Genomic DNA, 19,241 nt, shown 5'->3' on the forward strand with positions numbered 1-19,241 from the left:
AGTCAATTGAAAAATAGACAAGTAAAGAATGGGAGTAGTAGCTTAAAGTGAAAAAATCAGTGATTTATGTGTTAATTTCGACGTTAATGTTTAGTTCAATGGAGATTGCCCTAAAGGTGGCAGGAAGTGAGTTTAATCCAATTCAATTGAATTTACTTCGTTTCTTCATTGGTGGGATTGTTTTATTGCCGTTCGCTTTCTATGAATTACATAAACGACGACGCAAAATCAACTTAAAGGATTGGAAGACGTTTGCGTTTACCGGTTTTGCGTGCGTGGTAATTAGTATGACCCTGTACCAGTTAGCGATTGTGTACGATAAGCCAGCTATTGTGGCCGTCCTGTTTAGTTGTAATCCGGTCTTTGCCGTAATCTTTGCGTACTTCATTTTGCATGAACGAATTGGACGGGCCAACTTAATCTCATTAATCATTTCGGTCATTGGCTTAATTGTGATTGTTAATCCATTTAACTTAACTAATCCAGTTGGAATTATTCTGTCACTCTTATCGGCTGTTACTTTTGGCTTTTACAGTATTTTGTCGCAGTATTGCTCGGTCAAAAGAGAATTAGATGGAGTTACCATCACTTGTTTCACTTTTATTGCTGGTTCTTTGGAGTTATTTGTTTTATCATTGATTACCAATATCCCGTTTGTTTCAAGTGGGATGAAATCGGTGGGATGGTTGAGTCAATTTGCATCCATTCCGATCTTAAAGGACGTTAATTTACAAAATTTCTGGATTTTATTCTTTATCGGAGTCTGTGTAACCGGCGGCGGTTTTGCGTTTTATTTTTTAGCAATGCAAGAATCAGGGGTCTCAATTGCGTCCTTGGTATTCTTTATTAAACCTGGTTTAGCTCCAGTCTTAGCAATGATTTTTGTGGGTGAGAAGATTAATCTGCCTACCATTGTAGGAATTGTGATTATCCTGATTGGTTCGGTGGTTACGTTTGTAGGTGAGCGTTATAAAGAGACCGATTCAACCATGTTAGACGATCAGACGATTGAAGAAGGTAAATAAATTTAGTTTATTGAGGCGGTTGTATGAGTAAGTTAGTAATTATGAGACATGGTGAAAGTGTCGCAAATCACACTAATACCTTTACTGGATGGAGTGATGTTCCACTGACTAAGAAGGGCGTAGAAGAGGCAATTAAGGCCGGCAAACGCTTAGGTCAGACCGGGATTCAGTTTGGTGATGTTCATACATCAGTCTTAAAACGGGCGATTGTCACCGCTGACATTGTTTTGGACGTGATCAACCAGGATTTTATTCCTGAACATAAGACGTGGCGCTTAAATGAGCGACACTATGGTGCTCTTAGGGGCCAAAATAAAGAGGAAGTTAGAAAGCGGGTCGGAGACGAACAGTTTATGAAGTGGCGCAGGAGTTTTTACGCTGTTCCCCCTAAATTAGATCAGGTGTCCCCGATTCGAAAATATCGGCGCTTAGGTGTAATTGAGCCACCAGCTGAAAGCCTTAAAATGGCTTATGACCGGATGATTCCGTACTGGCAGGATTCGATTGCCCCCAAATTGCTGGATGGTAAAAATCAACTGATAGTTGCTCACGGAAGCACACTGCGAGCTTTAATTAAATATTTAGAAAATATCAGTGATAAAGGAATTGATGGCGTGGAAGTTAAAAACGGGAAGCCGATCATTTATACCTTTGACCCAGATTTAGATATTTTAGATAAGACCTACCTTAAATAACAAAAGGACGAAAACTCAATCAAAGTTTTCGTCCTTTTGTTATTTAGATTTTGATGATAGTTGCGTAGTTATTTTTGGGTCGGTTAAATCATTAGCGAGCTTTAATTGTTTCCGGTCCGTCGGGATGTTCTACGATAATGGTATTTACGATGTTCAAGAACAGCCCATGTTCCACAATTCCTGTCATACTATCAAGTTTTTTGCCCAGTTGAACGGGAGTCGTGATTTCAGGTAAGCCTAAGTCAATAATGTAGTCACCAGAATCGGTTGTTAATTTCCCTCCATTCGTGCTTTGACGAAATTTCGGATGAAGTCCCATCCGATTGAGACGACGATATAGTTGTCCACTGCCATAAGGGATTACTTCAAGCGGAAGTGGAAAATTGAGTTTTTTAACCATCTTACTTTCGTCAACAATCCACATGTTACGATCAGAATTAATGGCAACGATTTTTTCCATCAGGTGAGCGGCTCCACCGCCTTTAATTCCCTGAAAATTTTTGTCAATTTGATCGGCCCCATCAATGGTTAAATCAATGTGGTCGACTTCGTCAACATCCTTAGTAGTGATGCCTAAGCTTTCCGCGTGACGCTTAGTTTTACTGGAAGTGGGCACACCGATAATACCTAGATGTTCATTTTTGATGCGCTCTCCCAGTGCGTCTACCATGTACTTGATGGTGGTACCAGATCCAAGACCCAGTACCATCCCATCCTTAACGTGCTTAACAGCTTCTTTTCCAACGTGTTTCTTTAATTCTCGCTGATCTGCTGAATTCATTTGATTGTTCCCCTTCAAATTAAGTCGTTACTTTTAGTAACTTGACCACTATTATTAATTTTCAATGGTCTTTATGATTTTGTCAAGCAATGTCAAAATTTAAGAAATACTGGTAAAATAATAGTAGGAATTTTTGAGAATAAAGGGGTATTAGAAGATGCAAAGAGGCTTTGAGATTGTTTCAAAATATCAGAATGACGGCTTGACTTTGCCAAAACGAGCAACTGAAAAGGCTGCCGGATATGACTTTGCCAGTGCCGTTGACATGGTTATTCCGTCAATCTGGAAAACTGGTTTAATTCGGTCATTTGGTATCATTAAGGCTAGAAGAAAGTTAGATCAACAAGACATCATGGATTCAGAGAATGCTTTAAAGCCCTTTTTGGTTCCAACGGGAATTAAGGCTTACATGCAGCCAAATGAAGTGTTGATAATCGCGAATCGCTCAAGTAATCCTTTGAAACGAAACTTAGTAATTCCGAATGGGATCGGTGTTATTGACGCTGATTATTACAATAATGAAAGTAATGAGGGTGAAATTTTTGTCCAGATTCTAAACTTTGGAATCGTCGACCGTAAGATTAAAAAAGGTGATCGAATTGGACAAGGAATCTTTATGCCTTATTTACTTGCGGATCAAGATGAGGGACCAAAGCTGACTCGAAATGGGGGATTTGGTTCTTCTGGCAAATAGTTAGGAAATGATTTAATGGCTAAAGCAAAAACGCAATATGTTTGTTCCAACTGTGGATATATATCACCACGATATCTAGGTCGTTGTCCTAACTGTGGTGAATGGAACACGATGGTTGAACAAACGGTCCAAAAAAATGATACCAAAAAGGCGAACGTGAGTCGGGTTTCACTGAGCGGGACTAAGTCGCAACCCCAGCTAATTAGACAAGTTAGCGCTGAAAGTGCCCCGAGGATTCAGGTTGATTCAAATGAATTGAATCGGGTGCTTGGCGGAGGTGTGGTTCCAGGTTCACTGGTCCTAATCGGTGGTGATCCGGGGATTGGTAAGTCAACGTTACTTCTCCAAGTCTCCGGTCAATTAGCAGCCTCAGGACAAAAGGTACTGTATGTCTCAGGAGAAGAGAGTGCCGATCAAATTAAGATGAGAGCGGATCGCCTCAATGTTTCTGAAAAAGGAAACTTATACCTTTATCCAGAAACGGATATGACTTCAATCAGGAAGGCAATTGAAGAAGTGAAGCCGGACACCGTTATCATTGACTCCGTTCAAACCATGCAAGAAGATGAGATCCCGTCTGCGATTGGTTCCGTTACGCAGGTTCGAGGTGTTACCTCGGATTTAATGAACATCGCAAAAACCAACGGTATCACCATTTTCTTGGTGGGACACGTTACTAAGGGTGGTACGCTTGCCGGCCCGAAGACTTTAGAGCATATGGTTGACACCGTTCTTTATTTTGAGGGAGACAAGCATCATTCTTATCGGTTACTACGCGCCGTTAAAAACCGATTTGGATCTACGAATGAGCTCGGAATTTTTCAAATGGATGAAGATGGGCTAAAAGAAGTCAAGAATCCATCTGAGATTTTTTTAGAGGAGCGTTTGAAGAACGCTACCGGATCAGCAATTGTGGTAGCAATGGAAGGAACTCGTCCGATTCTGGTTGAACTTCAAGCCTTAATTGTTCCCTCGGTTTTTGGGAATGCGCAAAGAACTGCGTCTGGACTGGATCGAAATCGTGTTTCACTGATTATGGCGGTTCTTGAAAAGCGAGCCGGAATGATGTTACAAAACCAGGATGCTTATTTAAAAGCTGCTGGTGGGGTCAAACTTAATGAACCAGCCATTGATTTGGCAATGGCAATTAGCATTGCGTCAAGTTATGAGAATATTGGAACCGATCCAAAAGAGTGTTACATTGGTGAACTTGGTTTGACTGGTGAGATTAGAAGGGTCAATCGAATTGAGCAACGCGTTATTGAGGCCCAGAAACTAGGCTTTAAGCGCGTATTGGTTCCTAAATATAATCTAAAGGGATGGACTCCACCTAAAAATATTCAGGTCATAGGAGTTTCAACCATTACCGAAGCTCTTAAAACAGCATTAAAAAAGTAAAATATTTTCATTTCAATTGGTCTAGTTCATAATGAACTGAAGGGTTAATATTGAACAATCATTAGGAGGTTGGACATGTTAAAAGTTTATAATTCACTTACAAATGAAAAAGAAAAGTTTGAACCAATCACACCCGGTGTGGTTAACATGTATGTCTGTGGTCCAACTGTTTATAACTATATTCACATTGGCAATGCGCGAAGTGTGGTGGCATTTGATACCATTCGTCGTTATCTTGAATATTGTGGTTATAAGGTGAATTACGTGTCTAATTTTACCGATGTTGATGATAAAATGATTAACGAAGCCAAAAAAGAGGGAACCACGGTTTCTAAATTAGCCGATAAATACATTAAGGCTTTTATGGAAGATACGAAGGCGTTAAACGTGCAACCTGCGACCGTTAATCCTCGTGCCACGGATAACATTAAGGAAATTATTGCCTTTGTTTCTGACTTAATTGAAAAAGGGTATGCTTATAATGTTGACGGGACGGTTTACTATCGGGCTCGTAGGTTTAAATCTTATGGCTTACTAGGACACGAAAACATCGATGACCTTGAGAGTGGTGCAAGTGAGCACGTTTCAAGTGAAGAATTAGCCCAAAAAGAAGACCCGATTGATTTTGCACTTTGGAAAAAAGCTAAACCAGACGAAATTTCCTGGGATTCTCCGTGGGGAAAAGGCCGTCCCGGTTGGCACATTGAGTGCTCGGTAATGTCAACTAAGTACCTTGGTAACACCTTTGACATTCACGGTGGTGGGATTGATTTAGAGTTCCCTCATCATGAAAATGAACGGGCACAGAGCGAGGCCAAAACGGGTCAAAAGTTTGTTAATTACTGGCTTCACAATGGTTTTGTGACCGTCGGTGATGAAGACGAGAAGATGAGCAAATCTAAAGGGAACTTTGTTACGGTTCATGATTTGCTTAAGAAAGATAATCCTCAAGCCCTGCGTTTTCTCATTTCGACCACTCAGTATCGCCGTCCAATTCGTTTTAGCCAGCAGGGAGTTGATGAAGCTGCTACTAATCTGCAAAAAATACAGACGGCTTACGATAATTTGAACTATCGGTTAAAAGACGCTGATCCTTATAACGATCCGAAATTAGATCAAGAGATTCGTCAAATTCAGGCTGATTTTCAAGATGCCATGGATGATGACTTTAACGTTCAAAATGGGATTGCCAAGGTCTATGAGTTGGCTAAGCTTGGAAACGTTTATGCGGAACGACCAGTGGTTTTTAAGGATTCGATCAAGTTACTTATGAAACGGTTAGAACAGTTATCTGCTATCTTTGGGATTAAACTACAAAGTAGTGAGTTAAATGACGACAAAGTTAAGAAATTAATTAAGCAAAGAAACGATGCGCGAGCTAACAAGCAGTTTGCTAGAAGTGATGAAATTCGGGATGAATTAAAAAATAAGGGCATTATTTTAGAAGACACACCACAGGGAACCCGATTCAGAAGGGAAAATTAGTTTAATGAGTGAAGCGGACGATAATATCCAATATCGACAGTTAAATGGTATTGTACTAGCTTATTTAGGTGATGCGGTTTATGAGGTATACGTAAGACGGCATTTGATTGATGAGGGTATCGCTAGGCCAAATCAATTGCAGCATTTTGCTACTAAGTATGTGTCAGCCAAGGCTCAGGCTGGATTGATCGCTTTGATGAGTCAGGATGCAATCTTAAGTGATGAAGAAGAGTACTTTTTTAAACGGGGACGTAACGCCAAGAGCTACACTCACGCTAAGAATACGAGTGTTGTTACTTATCGGATTTCCACTGGCTTTGAAGCCCTCTTTGGTTTCCTGTCTCTTAGTGGCCAAAGTAAAAGACTTGATGAATTGGCGCAGTGGTGCATTGATCAAGTTGATTCTGGGAGGGTTAAGTATGAGAGATAATGAAGATTTTATTATTGGAAGACACCCAGCAGTCTCAGCACTGCGAAGTGAAAATCAAGAAATTAACAAGGTGTTTTTACAAAATGGAGTCAGTCAAGAAGATGACACCATTAAGGCGGTTATTCGTTTGGCCAAGGGTCGTCATTTAGTAATTTCTAAGGTACCAAAGCAAAAGTTAGACTTGATGTCAGACCACCAGAATCATCAGGGAGTCATGTTATCAATTGCATCCTTTAATTATGCATCGATTGATGATTTATTTAAAAATGCTGAATCAAAGGGTGAACCACCATACTTCATTGTTCTGGATAACATTGCCGATCCTCATAATTTGGGGTCAATTATTAGAACCGCAGATGCTGCCGGCGTCCATGGGGTGATCATTCCCAAGCGTCGTGCTGTTGGATTAACATCAACGGTAGCGAAAACCTCTGCGGGGGCAATTGAACGTGTTCCGGTCGCCAGAGTAACTAACTTGGTCAACACCGTTAAAGAATTAAAAGAACGTGGGTTGTGGGTCTTTGGTACTGATATGAAAGGAACTGATTATCGGCGCTGGGATGCTAAAAGTCCGAGTGCTCTTATCGTTGGCAGTGAAGGCAAGGGGATTTCGCCTTTACTTAAAAAACAGGTTGATGAAACACTTACCATTCCAATGGTGGGGGATATTCAGAGCTTGAATGCTTCGGTTGCTGCCGGATTAGTTATGTATCAAGGTTTTAACTCGCGCCATCCTTTATAATGAAATGACTGAACTAAAGAACAATGCCAGCACATTGTTCTTTTTTATTGGGCCGTTTAATATCGTAAATTCGATATTAAAAATTGGTTAGCAGATAATATCACATATCGAACGTTTGTTCGCTTGTTTGAGCTCAACTCGTTTCGATACGATACTAAGTGTTAATTAATTGATTAAGAGGAGGGCCAATTGATGAATAAAGAAGAGAAACGGGCTAAAGAATTAGAAATGGTTGAGGATGCAAAAAAGAACGACGTCGGTTTCATCAAATTGTTTAAAAAATATGCGCCAATTTATCTAAAGTTGTGGAACGATTTCTACTTATCAGGTATGGAACTCTCAGATTGGAAACAGGAAGCGGCCATTGTGCTTAGTCGAACAATTATTAGGTATGATGCCAGTCGTAAGGTTACCTTTGGCAGTTACTATAAAGTTAACTTAAAAAACCGCTTATATGATATTTTAAGAAAAAAGCGAGCTCAAAAGCGCGTGCCCGATTCTAAAAAAGCTTCTCTTAGTGCGTATTTTCAATTTTATTCTGATACCATTGCCGATATTCATGCTGCCAGTCCAGAACGAGTTCTTTCAACGTATGAGAATTTACAAGGCTTAATGAAAAGGAGTTCGGTAGTGGAGAGAATGGTGATTATTCGTTCGCTTGAGAATTATTCGTTTGAAAAAATGGCCCAGGTTTCTGATATGAATGTTGTGAAGTTGAAAAATGCGATCGCACGTTGTCGGCAGAAGTACTATAGATTTAATAAAATTGACTAACGTTGAAATTGATGATACGATTAGTTAGTTATTAAGGAGGTGCAGCTTATGGCACAGAAAAAGGTAGCATTAGCTTGTTCTGTATGTGGTTCAAGAAACTACACCATTTCCAGCAATCCGAATCGCGTCAAACGATTGGAAGTAAAGAAATTTTGTAAGCATTGTGGAAAATATACGTTGCACCGAGAAACTCGTTAAGAGGGGAATTTTACATGAAACGATTATGGAACTTTTTTAAGAGCGTTATTGCAGAGATGAAGGTGGTTGTTTGGCCGAACGCTAAGCAAACGAGAACCGATACTTCAATCGTTATCTGGACGACCATCTTTTTTGCAATCTTTCTTGGTGTAATTGATTGGGCAATTCAAACCATTTTGAAGTTACTAGCCTAAACTAGATTAGTGTGATAATTTCTGTTATAGTTAACTTGATGATAAGAACTTCGTTTACGCGAGGTTTTTTTATTTTGCTTTAAGTTAAAGGAGATAATCATTGTGGTAGAGACTGCAGAAAAGCAATGGTATGTACTACATACGTACTCTGGCTATGAAAACAAAGTTAAAATGAATCTTGAATCTAGAAAAGAATCCATGGGAATGGAAGACTATATTTTTGACATCGTTGTTCCAGAAACTGAAGAACACGAAGTTAAAAACGGTAAAGAAAAAGTGGTTATGAACAAGACTTTTCCAGGATACGTGCTGGTTCAAATGGTAATGACTGATAGAGCTTGGTACGTCGTTAGAAATACTCCCGGAGTGACCGGATTTATTGGTTCTCACGGTCAAGGTTCAAAGCCGAACCCGTTATTACCTGAAGAGGTTGAAAATGTTATGTCAACAATTGGAGTAAAGAAGCGAGTTAAGCCATTGAATAGCCACGTTGGTGATACGGTAACCATCGTTGAAGGGGCCTTTAAGGGACTTTCTGGCAAGATCACTGAGATTGACAACACTAAGGGTAAACTCAAGGTTAATATTGACATGTTTGGTAGAGAGACTAGTACTGAACTGGAATTTGACCAAGTTAAGCCCCTAGAAGCCGATTCTGAGTAAAATATTCATTGTCACGTTTCAATAAACGTGGTATATTTAACTAGTATGCGTATTGCATAAATTAACGTGGGAGAAGAAATTTTGATCTTCATTTACCACACACGGACTTAAGGAGGTATGTCTCGTGGCTAAAAAAGTAGCTAATGTAGTTAAACTACAAATACCTGCGGGTAAAGCAACACCCGCTCCTCCAGTTGGACCTGCTTTAGGTCAAGCTGGAATTAATATTATGGGATTCACTAAGGAATTTAATGCACGTACTGCTGATCAAGCAGGAATGCTGATTCCAGTTGTGATTACTGTTTACGAAGATCGTTCATTTGACTTTGTAACCAAGACCCCTCCAGCTGCTGTCCTATTAAAGAAAGCCGCTGGTGTTGAACACGGTTCCGGTGAACCTAACACTAACAAGGTCGCAAAAGTTACCAAAGACCAAGTTAAGCAAATTGCCGAAACTAAAATGCAAGATCTAAACGCAGCTGATGTAGAAGCAGCTATGCGCATGGTTGAAGGTACGGCACGTAGTATGGGATTCACTGTTGAAGGTTAATTTCACTATGCCCGGACAGCACAATGTCGAAAGATAATGTGCTAGTGGGAGGAAATTCCGTTATAACCACAATTGCAAGGAGGAAGACACAATGGCTCGTAAGAGAGGTAAGAAGTACGAAGATGCTTCAAAGCAAATTGACAAGAGTAAAAAATACGCTGCTCAAGATGCTGTAGAATTAGTTCAAAAATTAGATTCAGTAAACTTTGATGACACTATCAGAGTTGTTTATAAATTAAACGTTGATACTAAACAAGCTGATCAACAATTACGTGGTGCCGTGGTTTTACCTAATGGTACTGGTAAGGATCAGACAGTTGTAGTATTTGCCAAGGGTGAAAAGGCTCAAGACGCTAAGAACGCTGGTGCCGATTTTGTCGGTGATGACGACTTAGCTCAAAAAATTCAAGACGGATGGCTCGACTTTGATGTCGCAATTGCTACTCCTGACATGATGGCTCAAGTTGGTCGTTTAGGTCGTGTTCTTGGACCTAAGGGATTAATGCCAAACCCTAAGACTGGAACTGTTACCATGGATGTTTCAAAAGCGGTTTCTGATGCTAAGGCCGGTAAGGTTACTTACAGAACTGATCGTGATGGAAATGTCGCAGTTTCAATCGGTAAAGATTCATTTGACGCAGACAAGTTGGCCGAAAACCTTAACACCATCAACGATGTGATTGTTAAGAATCGTCCAGCATCTGTTCGTGGAACTTACATTAGTAACATTTCAGTTTCATCAACAATGGGACCTGGTGTCTCAGTTGATCCTGAATCATTTTAGTTACTGACTAATTAAATAATCCCTGATTGACTAATTTTTATCATTATGATAGATTATTAGTTGAATATGATTCGCCTAAGACTCAGGTGGTTTTTGACCTTAATGATGCCTGCCGAGGAGTAATACACTCTTTCTCTATGTTTTGGCGAACATAGGGATTTTTTATTAAGTCCCAAAATACATTGGGAGGTGAAATAATATGCCAAAAAAAGAAGTTATTGATACTAAAGCCAAAAAGGTTGATGAAGTTGCTGACCAATTTCAAAAAGCTGTATCAGCAATTGTTGTTGATTACCGAGGCTTAAGTGTTGCTCAAGATACTGATTTACGTAAACAATTGCGTGATAATGATGTCTCAATGAGTGTTATTAAAAATAAAATTTTAGAGCGTGCTGCTGATAAAGCAGACGTTAAGGATTTGAAAGATACTTTTGTTGGACCTACTGCTATTGCATTTTCTGATGAAGACCCAGTTGCTCCAGCCAAGATTTTGAAGAACTTCGCTGATGATAATCCTGAACTTGAAATCAAGGGTGGAATTATCGAAGGGAAGATCGCTTCACTTGATGAAATCAATGAATTTGCTGCTCTACCAAGCCGTGAAGAATTGCTTTCAACTCTTGCTAACATCTTGAAAGATCCTATCCGTAAGGTTGCTTATGCTGTTAATGCCGTTGTTGATAAAGATGACAATGGTGACGATAGTGATGCAGCTTAATAAAAATAGATTAAATGTCCTAATAGGAGGAAATTAAAATGGCTTTTGATAAAGATAATATTATTGCTCAATTAAAAGAAGCTTCAATCACTGATTTAAACGACTTGGTTAAGTCAATCGAAGATGAATTTGATGTTTCTGCTGCTGCTCCAGTTGCAGCTGCAGGTGCTGCTGGTGGTGAAGGTGCTGCTAAGGATTCATACGACGTTGAACTTACTGAAGCAGGTCAAGAAAAGATTAAGGTTATCAAGGCAGTTAGAGATATCACTGGTCTTGGTTTGAAAGACGCTAAGGACTTAGTTGATGGCGCTCCTAAAGCTATTAAAGAAGGCGCTTCAGAATCAGATGCTAACGACATCAAGGACAAGCTTGAAGCCGTTGGTGCTACTGTAACTCTTAAGTAGTCGATGACTAAAAAGAACGTGCAAAAGCACGTTCTTTTTTTTGCCTTAATATTGTTTAAATAAAGTTGTTTTATGTCATAAAAATTGAGAGAATGAAGTTAGCCGATTTTTTGGGGGTTAACAATTGAAAAAAGCGTTTAATAAAGTTATGGATTTCTATAACAAATATTCTGCCTGGATTAAGGGGATTTTTGTCACCCTGGTCCTTGTGTTTGTTGTTTACGAGGCGACCCACGTGCTTTCTGAGATTAATGGAAAGGAAATGCGAGCGAGCCTTGCCTCACAGTCACCAACGACGTTAATTATTTTAACGATTTTAGGATTTGTGGCTGTGTTACCAATGTTAATATATGATTTTACCATTACGGAGTTTCTGCCAGGCAAGTTTAAACCGTCCTACATCGTCAAGAGCGGGTGGATTGTTAACACATTTACCAATATTGCTGGGTTTGGTGGCTTTCTTGGGGCCAGTTTGAGAGCGATGTTTTACAGTAAAAATGCTAGTAAGAAACAGGTATTATATGCCATTTCTAAGATTGCCTTGTTCTTACTGGCAGGACTTTCCACCTATTGTTTGGTTTCGTTAGTTTTGATCTTTGGATTTGGAATTGGATCTCAGTACGCAAAGGATTGGATTTGGTTAGTAGGTGGGGGAGTTTATTTTCCAGTGATTTTCCTATTTACCAGATTCAGTAATTCTGAGTTTTTTAGTGATTTAACCTTAAAACGGGAGTTTCAACTGATCCTCGGTTCCTGCCTCGAATGGGGGAGCTGTGCCATGTTGTTTTTAATTATTGGATACTTCATGAAGATTAATGTTAATCTTTGGGACGTTTTTCCCATTTTTATTATTGCCAACGTATTTGGGGTTGTCTCAATGCTGCCAGGTGGTCTTGGGTCATTTGATACGATGATGATTGGTAGCCTGAGTTTACTTGGGGTGTCACCGACAATTGCTGCCGTATGGGTGCTGTTGTACCGAATTTTCTACTATTTTCTCCCGTTTTTCGTGGGGGCCTTTCTCTTTTTCCACGAAATGGGAGCACGAATTAACAATTTTCTGGATGATATTCCGAAAACGATTGTTCATAGGTCGGCCCAGCTGATCATTACGATTTTTATGTACTTTTCGGGAATCATGATGATTTTGTATGCGACTATTCCTAATTTGGCTCTTGTTAATCCACTCTATTTATCACTGGCACCATACACGCTGTTCTTTTTAGGACAGTTGTCGAACGTGATTATTGGGATTTTATTGATTGGATTAGCACGTGGGGTAGGATCAAGAGTCCACAAAGCTTTTTGGCCGACCGTTATCATTTTGTTGTTTGCCATTGCTAACACCCTGTGGAAAGAGGACTTTCCACTAAAATTAACGTTACTGTTAGGATTTATCATTATTTGTTTGTGGTTATCAAGAAAGGGCATGTATCGGCAAAAACTCACGTACTCGTGGGGAAATGCAATTTTTGACGGCATCATTTTCATTGGTACTTTCTTAATGTATTCCATCATCGGAATCTACATGAGTAATCATAACTTGTCTAGTAGTCACGCTCCCGTCAAAATGATGAATGTGTATCTTTTGCCATCTGAACAGGTCTGGTTAACCGGATTTGTGGGCATTATCATTGCCTTTATTATCCTGTTTATGTTGTACAAGTACTTAACATACGCTCGCATCCCATGGTTGAATCAATCCTTTGATGAAGTTAGAATTCGCAATGTTATTCGCAAATTTGGTGGAAACGAAGTTAGTCACTTAGTCTTCTTGCGTGATAAAAAGGTTTACTTCTATGCTGAAGATAGTGAAGACGAAGTCATTTTCATGTATAAACAGAAGGCAAATAAGTTAATTGTGATGGGTGAACCAATTGGAAATCAGGATAAATTAGATCCAGCGATTGACCAATTCATGAGTGATGCTGACAAAGCTGATTTCTCACTGGTATTTTACGAAGTTGGAGAATCACTAACAATGTTACTTCACGAAAAAGGCTTTGATTTTATTAAAGCTGGAGAGGAAGGTCACGTTGATTTAACGGACTTTTCCCTTACCGGTAAGCGACATCGAGGTGAACGGGCGTTAATGCACAAGTTCGATCGGGAAGGCTATCGTTTTGAGGTTTTAGATCCACCATTTTCTAAAGAACAGATGGGTGAATTTAAACGAATTTCTGATGAGTGGCTCAATGGACGTGATGAAAAGGGCTTCTCTCTGGGCTTCTTTGATCCATATTACTTAAACCAGGCTCCAATTGCGGTCATTCGCGATAAAAATGATGCGATTGTAGCTTTTGCTAACATCATGCCAACGGGTGATCGAGTGATGACTTCGGTTGACTTAATGCGGTCGGGAAATGATGCTCCGTCTGGAATTATGGATGGAATCTTCATTCATCTCTTCAGGTATTCAAAGGATGAGGGTTACAAGTGGTTTAACTTAGGAATGGCACCCCTAGCTAATGTGGGTGAATCAAAATTTAGTTTTATTAACGAAAAAATTGCTCACTTAATTTATCAGTATGGTGATGCGTTCTATAGCTTTCAAGGATTGCGGTCTTATAAGCAGAAATACGTCGATAACTGGGTGTCTAAGTACTTCGTATACCGTAAGGATAATTCATTGGTATTCACGATGCTACAGCTCTTATCGGTGGTTAGTGAACGTCCCACGATTGAAAATGTTGAAGAAAATATGCCATAAAAAAGAGGTTTCAGAATTAATTCTGAAACCTCTTTTTTAGTTGAACAATTATTTTGGGTTCTTTTTATTACCAATATCGTAGTCGGAATCGCTCATTGCTTCAACGTTACCAAGTCGATAACCGTTACCGACTTGGGAGAAGAAGTCATGATTGACCGTAGCGGTGGAGATTCCGTTCATAACGATTGGGTTAACGTCTGCTTCAGTATCAGGGAACATTGGATCTTGTCCTAGATTCATGAGGGCCTTATTGGCGTTATATCTAATGAAAGTTAAAACATCTTCAGACCATCCCACTTGGTCGTAAAGCAAATGGGTGTACTTTTCCTCATTTTGATAAAGGTCGTACAAGAAGTTATACATCCAATCCTTTAAATCATTTTGTTCATTTTCACCTAATTGGTTGAACTGAACTTGGAATTTATAGCCAATGTATGTTCCGTGGACCGATTCGTCACGAATAATTAATTTAATGATTTCAGCAACGTTTGGAAGCTCGTTATGACCGAGGTACCAGATGGGAGTATAGAATCCAGAGTAAAAAAGAAAAGTTTCAAGGAACACACTAGAAATTTTCTTTTTTAATGGATGACCATCGTCATGGTATAACGAATAGATCTTTTTCGTTTTGTTTTGGAGGAATTCTTCTGTATCACTCCAATGAAAGATTTCATCAATTTCATCAGGGGTGTTTAAAGTTGAAAAAATGGATGAATAGCTTTTGGCGTGAACGGATTCCATAAACTGAATGTTATTTAAAACCGCAATTTCATGTTGGGTAACAGCATCATTTCTAAGGGCGGCCATTCCGTCTTGAGACTGTAAGGTATCCAGTAAAGTTAAGCCACCAAAAACGTGACCAACAATCCATTTATGATCATCGTCAAGCGAACGCCAATCCTTTAAATCATTTGACAAAGGAATTCTGGTATCAAGCCAGAACTGTTCGGTTAGTTTTTCCCAGGTGGCTTTATCAATCTCGTCGCCAATGGAATTCCAATTAATGGCCTTGTAGTTTCCCTGTAACTTTCCGGTTAAAACTTTATTAATGTCCATAAATTCCCTCCTAAAGATTAAATTACACAGCTTTCACACTCGTTAGCACCAACTTCAGTGTTGTCGTCGGTAAATGTCCGAACATAATAGAGCGATTTAATTCCCTTTTTGTAGGCGTAATTACGAAGGATCGTTAAATCTCTGGTGGACATTTTGTTACTTCGACCGTCTTTCCATTCGTATAGCCTTTCAGGAATGGTTGAGCGCATGAAGAGAGTCAAACTCATTCCCTGATCGACGTGTTTTTGAGCGGCGGCGTAAACGTCAATCACCCTTCGCATGTCCGTGTCGTAAGCTGACTCGTAGTAAGGAATGGTGTCATTAGAAAGGTAGGGGGCCGGATAGTAAATTGTCCCGATTTTGGACTCTTGTCTGGCTTCAATTTTTTGAACAATCGGATGCAGACTAGCGGTAGCATCACCGATGTAAGCAGTGGAACCGTTTGGAGCAACTGCCATTCGGTTTTGATGGTACAAACCATATTCCATGATTGACTTCTTTAAATCTTCCCAATCTTTTTCAGTTGGAATAAAGACGCCATCAAACAATGACTTGACTTTTTTGGAAGTTGGCGCCCAACTTTTATTTACGTATTGATCAAAATAAGAACCGTCAGCGTACTTACTCTTGTCGAAGTTATGAAAGACCTTACCGCGATCCTTGGCCATTTGATTTGAGGCCTTTAAGGTCCAGTAATTTAATAACATGAAATAGGTGCTGGTAAATTCAATGGATTCTTTTGAACCATAATACATATGATTTTTAGCAAAATAAGAGTGAAGACCCATAGCTCCTAAACCAATTGAGTGACTTAATTCATTGCCACGTCTGACTGATGGAACAACGTTAATTGATGAATGATCGGTCACAAAAGTTAGAGCTTTGACCATGGCTTCGACTGATTTACCGAAGTCAGGAGAAGCCATCAAATTGACAACGTTCGTTGACCCTAAATTACAAGAAACATCGGTTCCAAGCTGTTCGTAATTTTGTTCATCATCAACAATTGATGGGGTTTGGACTTGCATAATTTCAGTACATAAGTTACTCATGACGATTTTGCCATCAACTGGATTGTCACGATTGGCGGTGTCGATATTGATAATGTATGGGTAGCCGGACTCTTGTTGTAACTTACCAATTTCTGTCTCTAGTTCACGTGCCCTGATCTTCTTTTTGCGAATATTCTTGTTGTTGACCATGTTGTCGTATTCTTTAGTGATATCGACGTAAGAAAAGGGAACGCCATACTCACGTTCAACGTCGTACGGACTAAATAAGTACATATCTTCATTGTTTTTAGCTAGTTCATAGAATTTATCTGGGACAACTACTCCCAGGGAAAGAGTGTTAACCCGAATTTTTTCGTCGGCATTTTCCTTTTTAACCCCTAAGAACTCGATGATGTCGGGATGGAAGACACTTAAATAAACAACCCCAGCACCGTTTCTTTGGCCTAATTGATTAGAATAGGTAAAACTATCCTCTAGTAACTTCATTACTGGAAGAACGCCGCTGGCTGCTCCTTGAATGTGTTTAATAGGGTCGCCGGCCGCTCTAAGGTTAGAAAGGTTGATCCCAACTCCACCACCGATTTTGGATAATTGAAGGGCCGAATTAATGGTACGACCGATGGTATTCATGTTATCGGTGGTTTGAAGTAGAAAACACGAAATCAACTCACCCCTGCGTTTCTTTCCAGCATTTAAAAAAGTTGGAGTGGCTGGTTGAAAGCGTTGATGAATTAATTCATCAGCAAGATCCATGGCAAGCTTTTGATCGCCATCAGCAAGAAACAAGGCGTTCATTGCGGTTCTGTCTATGTAGCTTTCTAAGTACATGGAATTGTCATCAGTTTTCATGGCGTATTGAGCATAAAACTTGTATGCAGCCATAAATGATTTGAAGTGAAAATCTTGTTTTTCCAAATACTTGTATAATTTTTCAATGAATGAAAAGGGATATTTATTTACAAAATCCTCTTCAATGTAATTATGCTTAATTAGATAATCAAAACGATCTTTTAAAGAATCAAACTTAACGGTATTTGGATTAACGTTTTCTTTGAAAAAGGCTTTTAAAGCCTCCTGATCTTTTTCCAATTGGATTCTGCCATCGACAGGGATATTAATTTCATTATTTAGTTCGTAATACGTAACATCGTGCAAATCTTTTAAAGACATATTGGATTACTCTCCCTTAATCGTGTCGTACGAAATATCTGAAACGTTGGTTTTGTATTATACTATAAATATGAAAAATTTAACCAACTAGTTTCTTTAATTGGTCAGGTTGAAACCCACTAAATGCTTCAAGTGCTTGACTCTCAACAACTGGAACAGCTTGAAAGCCTTCACCCTTCAGGTAAGCGACGTATTCCGGATTTTCGGATGTGTTTTTTTCAACGAAGTCAACGTTGTGTTCGCTAAGGAAACGTTTTGTCATCTTGCATTGGATACAATTGTTCTTGGTAAATACAGTAATTTTTTTCATTTTGTTTCATCTCCTTGATATCTTTCACTTGATGAGTTTACTCTCAAAAAGTGAAATTTTCAACAGAAAAAAACACCATATATAGTGAAATTGATAGGAATTAGACGCTATATATAGTGTTTATGGTTTAAATATTATTTTTTTAGGATGTGATTAATTTTGAACGACTTTTATTATACCGCAAATCCTGATGTTAAACATGAGGAAAAACATTGGAACTTTTCTTTACTTAAAACCACGCTAAGTTTTGTGACAGACAACGGTGTGTTTTCTAAAAATACCGTGGATTATGGTTCGCGGGTTTTGATTAATAATGTCGATGTTAATGAAATGCCTCAGGGAGCAATCTTAGACATGGGATGTGGTTACGGCCCGATTGGTCTGTTTTTGGCCAAGACAAATCCAGAACGGCATTTTACTATGGTAGACGTCAATAATTTAGCATTAAAACTGGCTAAACAGAATGCAGATCTCAATCAGATTGATAACGTAGATATTTTTGCTTCTGATGGGTACCAGAATATTTCCCAAAAGTATGCGGGCATTATAACTAATCCGCCCGTTCGTGCCGGAAAAAAAGTTGTCGATGAAATGATTACAGGTTCTTACAATCACTTAATTAATGATGGAACATTAACGGTTGTTTTACAAAAGAAACAGGGAGCGCCTTCGGCTAAAAAGTTAATGAATAAGGTTTTTGGTAACGTGCAAATCGTTAAACGGGATAAGGGATATTACATTTTAAAGAGCAGAAAGGAAGTCGTAAATGAATGAAAATGATGCGTATTTTATGGACCAAGCTTTAAATGAAGCTAATCATGCTTACGTCATTGGGGAGGTGCCGATTGGAGCAGTGATCGTTAAGGACGGTCAAATTGTTGGAAGGGGACATAATCTGCGTGAACACACGGAGATTGGAACCGAGCATGCTGAAATCATTGCGATTGAAGAAGCGTGTATCAATTTAAAAAGTTGGCGTTTAAATGATTGTGAGATGTACGTGACGGTTGAACCCTGTTTAATGTGTGCTGGTGCGATTATTAATACTAGGATTAAAAGATTAGTATATGGAGCAAAAAATGAAAAAGCAGGAGCCGTTGAAAGTCTTTATCATACCCTGAATGATTCAAGACAAAACCATCAGGTTCAAGTGACAAGTGGATTGAAAGCCACCCAATCTGGTAATATGATGAAGAAATTCTTTAAAGATAAACGCAAATCACGGTAATATTCCTAGACATTTGTGGATTTTTCGGTTATGATAATTAATGCCGTAAGGCCCTGAAGCAAGGGCAGACTTACGAACCGTGTCAGGTCCGGAAGGAAGCAGCACTAAGTATCTTTTGCCTTGTGCTTCTCGTTTTTAGAAATTAAACTCCTAGTCGTTTGACTGGGAGATTTTTTTTGGACAAATTGTCGTTTAAAGTTATTAGCATTTCGTCAATTT

General features: G+C 39.2%; 22 protein-coding genes, 1 other RNA gene and 1 other annotated feature. Of the genes, 19 read left to right on the forward strand and 4 right to left on the reverse strand.

The window, feature by feature from the left end; translation table 11 throughout:
- Positions 1 to 47: 47 nt before the first annotated feature.
- Together AC6UDA_RS04930 and AC6UDA_RS04935 are read left to right on the forward strand one after the other, a co-directional pair.
- Positions 48 to 1,025, forward strand: coding sequence for a DMT family transporter (locus AC6UDA_RS04930; RefSeq protein WP_500711148.1), 978 nt, complete (start codon positions 48 to 50; stop codon positions 1,023 to 1,025).
- Positions 1,026 to 1,048: 23 nt separating this feature from the next.
- Entirely contained in the window at positions 1,049 to 1,720 is a 672-nt protein-coding gene (locus tag AC6UDA_RS04935; RefSeq protein WP_500701483.1) for a 2,3-bisphosphoglycerate-dependent phosphoglycerate mutase, read from the forward strand.
- Positions 1,721 to 1,811: 91 nt separating this feature from the next.
- Here the strand turns inward: AC6UDA_RS04935 and rpiA are convergent, their stop codons facing one another.
- On the reverse strand, positions 1,812 to 2,501 hold the full coding sequence (gene rpiA / locus AC6UDA_RS04940) for a ribose-5-phosphate isomerase RpiA (RefSeq protein ID WP_500711150.1): 690 nt from the start codon (positions 2,499 to 2,501) through the stop codon (positions 1,812 to 1,814).
- Positions 2,502 to 2,658: 157 nt separating this feature from the next.
- On the opposite strand from rpiA, the gene AC6UDA_RS04945 reads away from it, so the two are divergent.
- The 14 genes from AC6UDA_RS04945 (at position 2,659) to mprF (ending at position 14,245) form a co-directional block, all read left to right on the forward strand.
- Positions 2,659 to 3,195, forward strand: coding sequence for a dCTP deaminase/dUTPase family protein (locus AC6UDA_RS04945; protein WP_500699879.1), 537 nt, complete (start codon positions 2,659 to 2,661; stop codon positions 3,193 to 3,195).
- Positions 3,196 to 3,210: 15 nt separating this feature from the next.
- Positions 3,211 to 4,593 (forward strand): DNA repair protein RadA, encoded by a 1,383-nt coding sequence (radA, locus tag AC6UDA_RS04950; RefSeq protein ID WP_500696154.1) that lies wholly within the window; start codon positions 3,211 to 3,213, stop codon positions 4,591 to 4,593.
- A 75-nt stretch (positions 4,594 to 4,668) separates the two neighbouring features.
- Positions 4,669 to 6,078 carry a cysteine--tRNA ligase gene (gene cysS / locus AC6UDA_RS04955; RefSeq protein ID WP_500711152.1) on the forward strand — a complete coding sequence of 470 codons (1,410 nt, stop codon included), beginning with the start codon at positions 4,669 to 4,671 and terminating at the stop codon, positions 6,076 to 6,078.
- Between the two features lie 4 nt (positions 6,079 to 6,082).
- A complete protein-coding gene (locus AC6UDA_RS04960) occupies positions 6,083 to 6,508 on the forward strand; it encodes a Mini-ribonuclease 3 (RefSeq protein WP_500711154.1) in 426 nt (141 codons plus the stop codon).
- Positions 6,498 to 7,250: a 23S rRNA (guanosine(2251)-2'-O)-methyltransferase RlmB gene (gene rlmB / locus AC6UDA_RS04965; protein ID WP_500711156.1), complete on the forward strand. Its 753-nt coding sequence runs from the start codon at positions 6,498 to 6,500 to the stop codon at positions 7,248 to 7,250. Before AC6UDA_RS04960 ends, rlmB begins: the two co-directional genes overlap by 11 nt.
- A gap of 192 nt (positions 7,251 to 7,442) precedes the next feature.
- Positions 7,443 to 8,024 carry a sigma-70 family RNA polymerase sigma factor gene (locus AC6UDA_RS04970; protein ID WP_500711158.1) on the forward strand — a complete coding sequence of 194 codons (582 nt, stop codon included), beginning with the start codon at positions 7,443 to 7,445 and terminating at the stop codon, positions 8,022 to 8,024.
- Between the two features lie 48 nt (positions 8,025 to 8,072).
- Entirely contained in the window at positions 8,073 to 8,222 is a 150-nt protein-coding gene (rpmG, locus tag AC6UDA_RS04975) for a 50S ribosomal protein L33 (RefSeq protein WP_500694478.1), read from the forward strand.
- Positions 8,223 to 8,236: 14 nt separating this feature from the next.
- Entirely contained in the window at positions 8,237 to 8,416 is a 180-nt protein-coding gene (gene secE, locus AC6UDA_RS04980; RefSeq protein WP_500694477.1) for a preprotein translocase subunit SecE, read from the forward strand.
- 102 nt (positions 8,417 to 8,518) lie between these two features.
- Positions 8,519 to 9,079, forward strand: a complete 561-nt coding sequence (gene nusG, locus AC6UDA_RS04985) for a transcription termination/antitermination protein NusG (RefSeq protein ID WP_500711160.1) — start codon at positions 8,519 to 8,521, stop codon at positions 9,077 to 9,079.
- Positions 9,080 to 9,203: 124 nt separating this feature from the next.
- Positions 9,204 to 9,629, forward strand: coding sequence for a 50S ribosomal protein L11 (gene rplK / locus AC6UDA_RS04990; protein WP_010021774.1), 426 nt, complete (start codon positions 9,204 to 9,206; stop codon positions 9,627 to 9,629).
- A 91-nt stretch (positions 9,630 to 9,720) separates the two neighbouring features.
- A complete protein-coding gene (gene rplA / locus AC6UDA_RS04995) occupies positions 9,721 to 10,413 on the forward strand; it encodes a 50S ribosomal protein L1 (protein ID WP_500696148.1) in 693 nt (230 codons plus the stop codon).
- A gap of 56 nt (positions 10,414 to 10,469) precedes the next feature.
- Positions 10,470 to 10,586: a sequence feature (ribosomal protein L10 leader region), on the forward strand.
- A 26-nt stretch (positions 10,587 to 10,612) separates the two neighbouring features.
- Complete coding sequence (rplJ, locus tag AC6UDA_RS05000) at positions 10,613 to 11,131, forward strand: 50S ribosomal protein L10 (RefSeq protein ID WP_500694474.1); 519 nt, start codon at positions 10,613 to 10,615, stop codon at positions 11,129 to 11,131.
- Between the two features lie 38 nt (positions 11,132 to 11,169).
- The gene (gene rplL / locus AC6UDA_RS05005; protein ID WP_500694473.1) at positions 11,170 to 11,535 is read left to right on the forward strand and encodes a 50S ribosomal protein L7/L12; all 366 of its coding nucleotides are present in this window, start codon (positions 11,170 to 11,172) and stop codon (positions 11,533 to 11,535) included.
- A gap of 148 nt (positions 11,536 to 11,683) precedes the next feature.
- Positions 11,684 to 14,245: a bifunctional lysylphosphatidylglycerol flippase/synthetase MprF gene (mprF, locus tag AC6UDA_RS05010; protein WP_500711324.1), complete on the forward strand. Its 2,562-nt coding sequence runs from the start codon at positions 11,684 to 11,686 to the stop codon at positions 14,243 to 14,245.
- 48 nt (positions 14,246 to 14,293) lie between these two features.
- Here the strand turns inward: mprF and nrdF are convergent, their stop codons facing one another.
- The 3 genes from nrdF to nrdH all read right to left on the reverse strand — a co-directional run bounded on the left by nrdF (position 14,294) and on the right by nrdH (position 17,794).
- The gene (gene nrdF / locus AC6UDA_RS05015) at positions 14,294 to 15,301 is read right to left on the reverse strand and encodes a class 1b ribonucleoside-diphosphate reductase subunit beta (protein ID WP_500694471.1); all 1,008 of its coding nucleotides are present in this window, start codon (positions 15,299 to 15,301) and stop codon (positions 14,294 to 14,296) included.
- A gap of 17 nt (positions 15,302 to 15,318) precedes the next feature.
- Positions 15,319 to 17,484, reverse strand: a complete 2,166-nt coding sequence (gene nrdE / locus AC6UDA_RS05020; RefSeq protein ID WP_500711162.1) for a class 1b ribonucleoside-diphosphate reductase subunit alpha — start codon at positions 17,482 to 17,484, stop codon at positions 15,319 to 15,321.
- A gap of 79 nt (positions 17,485 to 17,563) precedes the next feature.
- A complete protein-coding gene (gene nrdH / locus AC6UDA_RS05025) occupies positions 17,564 to 17,794 on the reverse strand; it encodes a glutaredoxin-like protein NrdH (protein ID WP_500694469.1) in 231 nt (76 codons plus the stop codon).
- Between the two features lie 159 nt (positions 17,795 to 17,953).
- Between nrdH and AC6UDA_RS05030 the strand changes: the two genes are divergently transcribed.
- The 3 genes from AC6UDA_RS05030 to ffs all read left to right on the forward strand — a co-directional run bounded on the left by AC6UDA_RS05030 (position 17,954) and on the right by ffs (position 19,159).
- Positions 17,954 to 18,568: a class I SAM-dependent methyltransferase gene (locus AC6UDA_RS05030; protein ID WP_500696804.1), complete on the forward strand. Its 615-nt coding sequence runs from the start codon at positions 17,954 to 17,956 to the stop codon at positions 18,566 to 18,568.
- Positions 18,561 to 19,022: a tRNA adenosine(34) deaminase TadA gene (tadA, locus tag AC6UDA_RS05035; protein WP_500711164.1), complete on the forward strand. Its 462-nt coding sequence runs from the start codon at positions 18,561 to 18,563 to the stop codon at positions 19,020 to 19,022. Before AC6UDA_RS05030 ends, tadA begins: the two co-directional genes overlap by 8 nt.
- 50 nt (positions 19,023 to 19,072) lie before the next feature.
- Positions 19,073 to 19,159: signal recognition particle sRNA small type (ffs, locus tag AC6UDA_RS05040), an RNA gene on the forward strand.
- Positions 19,160 to 19,241: the final 82 nt, after the last annotated feature.

It is taken from the genome of Fructilactobacillus sp. X8R4C1, from assembly GCF_059900905.1.

Bases quoted from the DNA above. Each gene is read 5' to 3' on its own strand.
- rplL (WP_500694473.1), top strand. From the start codon at position 11,170: ATGGCTTTTGATAAAGATAATATTATTGCTCAATTAAAAGAAGCTTCA.
- nrdF (WP_500694471.1), bottom strand. From the start codon at position 15,301: ATGGACATTAATAAAGTTTTAACCGGAAAGTTACAGGGAAACTACAAG.
- AC6UDA_RS04970 (WP_500711158.1), top strand. From the start codon at position 7,443: ATGAATAAAGAAGAGAAACGGGCTAAAGAATTAGAAATGGTTGAGGAT.
- mprF (WP_500711324.1), top strand. From the start codon at position 11,684: ATGGATTTCTATAACAAATATTCTGCCTGGATTAAGGGGATTTTTGTC.
- AC6UDA_RS04960 (WP_500711154.1), top strand. From the start codon at position 6,083: ATGAGTGAAGCGGACGATAATATCCAATATCGACAGTTAAATGGTATT.
- nrdE (WP_500711162.1), bottom strand. From the start codon at position 17,484: ATGTCTTTAAAAGATTTGCACGATGTTACGTATTACGAACTAAATAAT.
- radA (WP_500696154.1), top strand. From the start codon at position 3,211: ATGGCTAAAGCAAAAACGCAATATGTTTGTTCCAACTGTGGATATATA.
- rplJ (WP_500694474.1), top strand. From the start codon at position 10,613: ATGCCAAAAAAAGAAGTTATTGATACTAAAGCCAAAAAGGTTGATGAA.
- rpmG (WP_500694478.1), top strand. From the start codon at position 8,073: ATGGCACAGAAAAAGGTAGCATTAGCTTGTTCTGTATGTGGTTCAAGA.
- secE (WP_500694477.1), top strand. From the start codon at position 8,237: ATGAAACGATTATGGAACTTTTTTAAGAGCGTTATTGCAGAGATGAAG.
- AC6UDA_RS04935 (WP_500701483.1), top strand. From the start codon at position 1,049: ATGAGTAAGTTAGTAATTATGAGACATGGTGAAAGTGTCGCAAATCAC.
- tadA (WP_500711164.1), top strand. From the start codon at position 18,561: ATGAATGAAAATGATGCGTATTTTATGGACCAAGCTTTAAATGAAGCT.
- nrdH (WP_500694469.1), bottom strand. From the start codon at position 17,794: ATGAAAAAAATTACTGTATTTACCAAGAACAATTGTATCCAATGCAAG.
- AC6UDA_RS04945 (WP_500699879.1), top strand. From the start codon at position 2,659: ATGCAAAGAGGCTTTGAGATTGTTTCAAAATATCAGAATGACGGCTTG.
- cysS (WP_500711152.1), top strand. From the start codon at position 4,669: ATGTTAAAAGTTTATAATTCACTTACAAATGAAAAAGAAAAGTTTGAA.
- rplA (WP_500696148.1), top strand. From the start codon at position 9,721: ATGGCTCGTAAGAGAGGTAAGAAGTACGAAGATGCTTCAAAGCAAATT.
- rpiA (WP_500711150.1), bottom strand. From the start codon at position 2,501: ATGAATTCAGCAGATCAGCGAGAATTAAAGAAACACGTTGGAAAAGAA.
- rlmB (WP_500711156.1), top strand. From the start codon at position 6,498: ATGAGAGATAATGAAGATTTTATTATTGGAAGACACCCAGCAGTCTCA.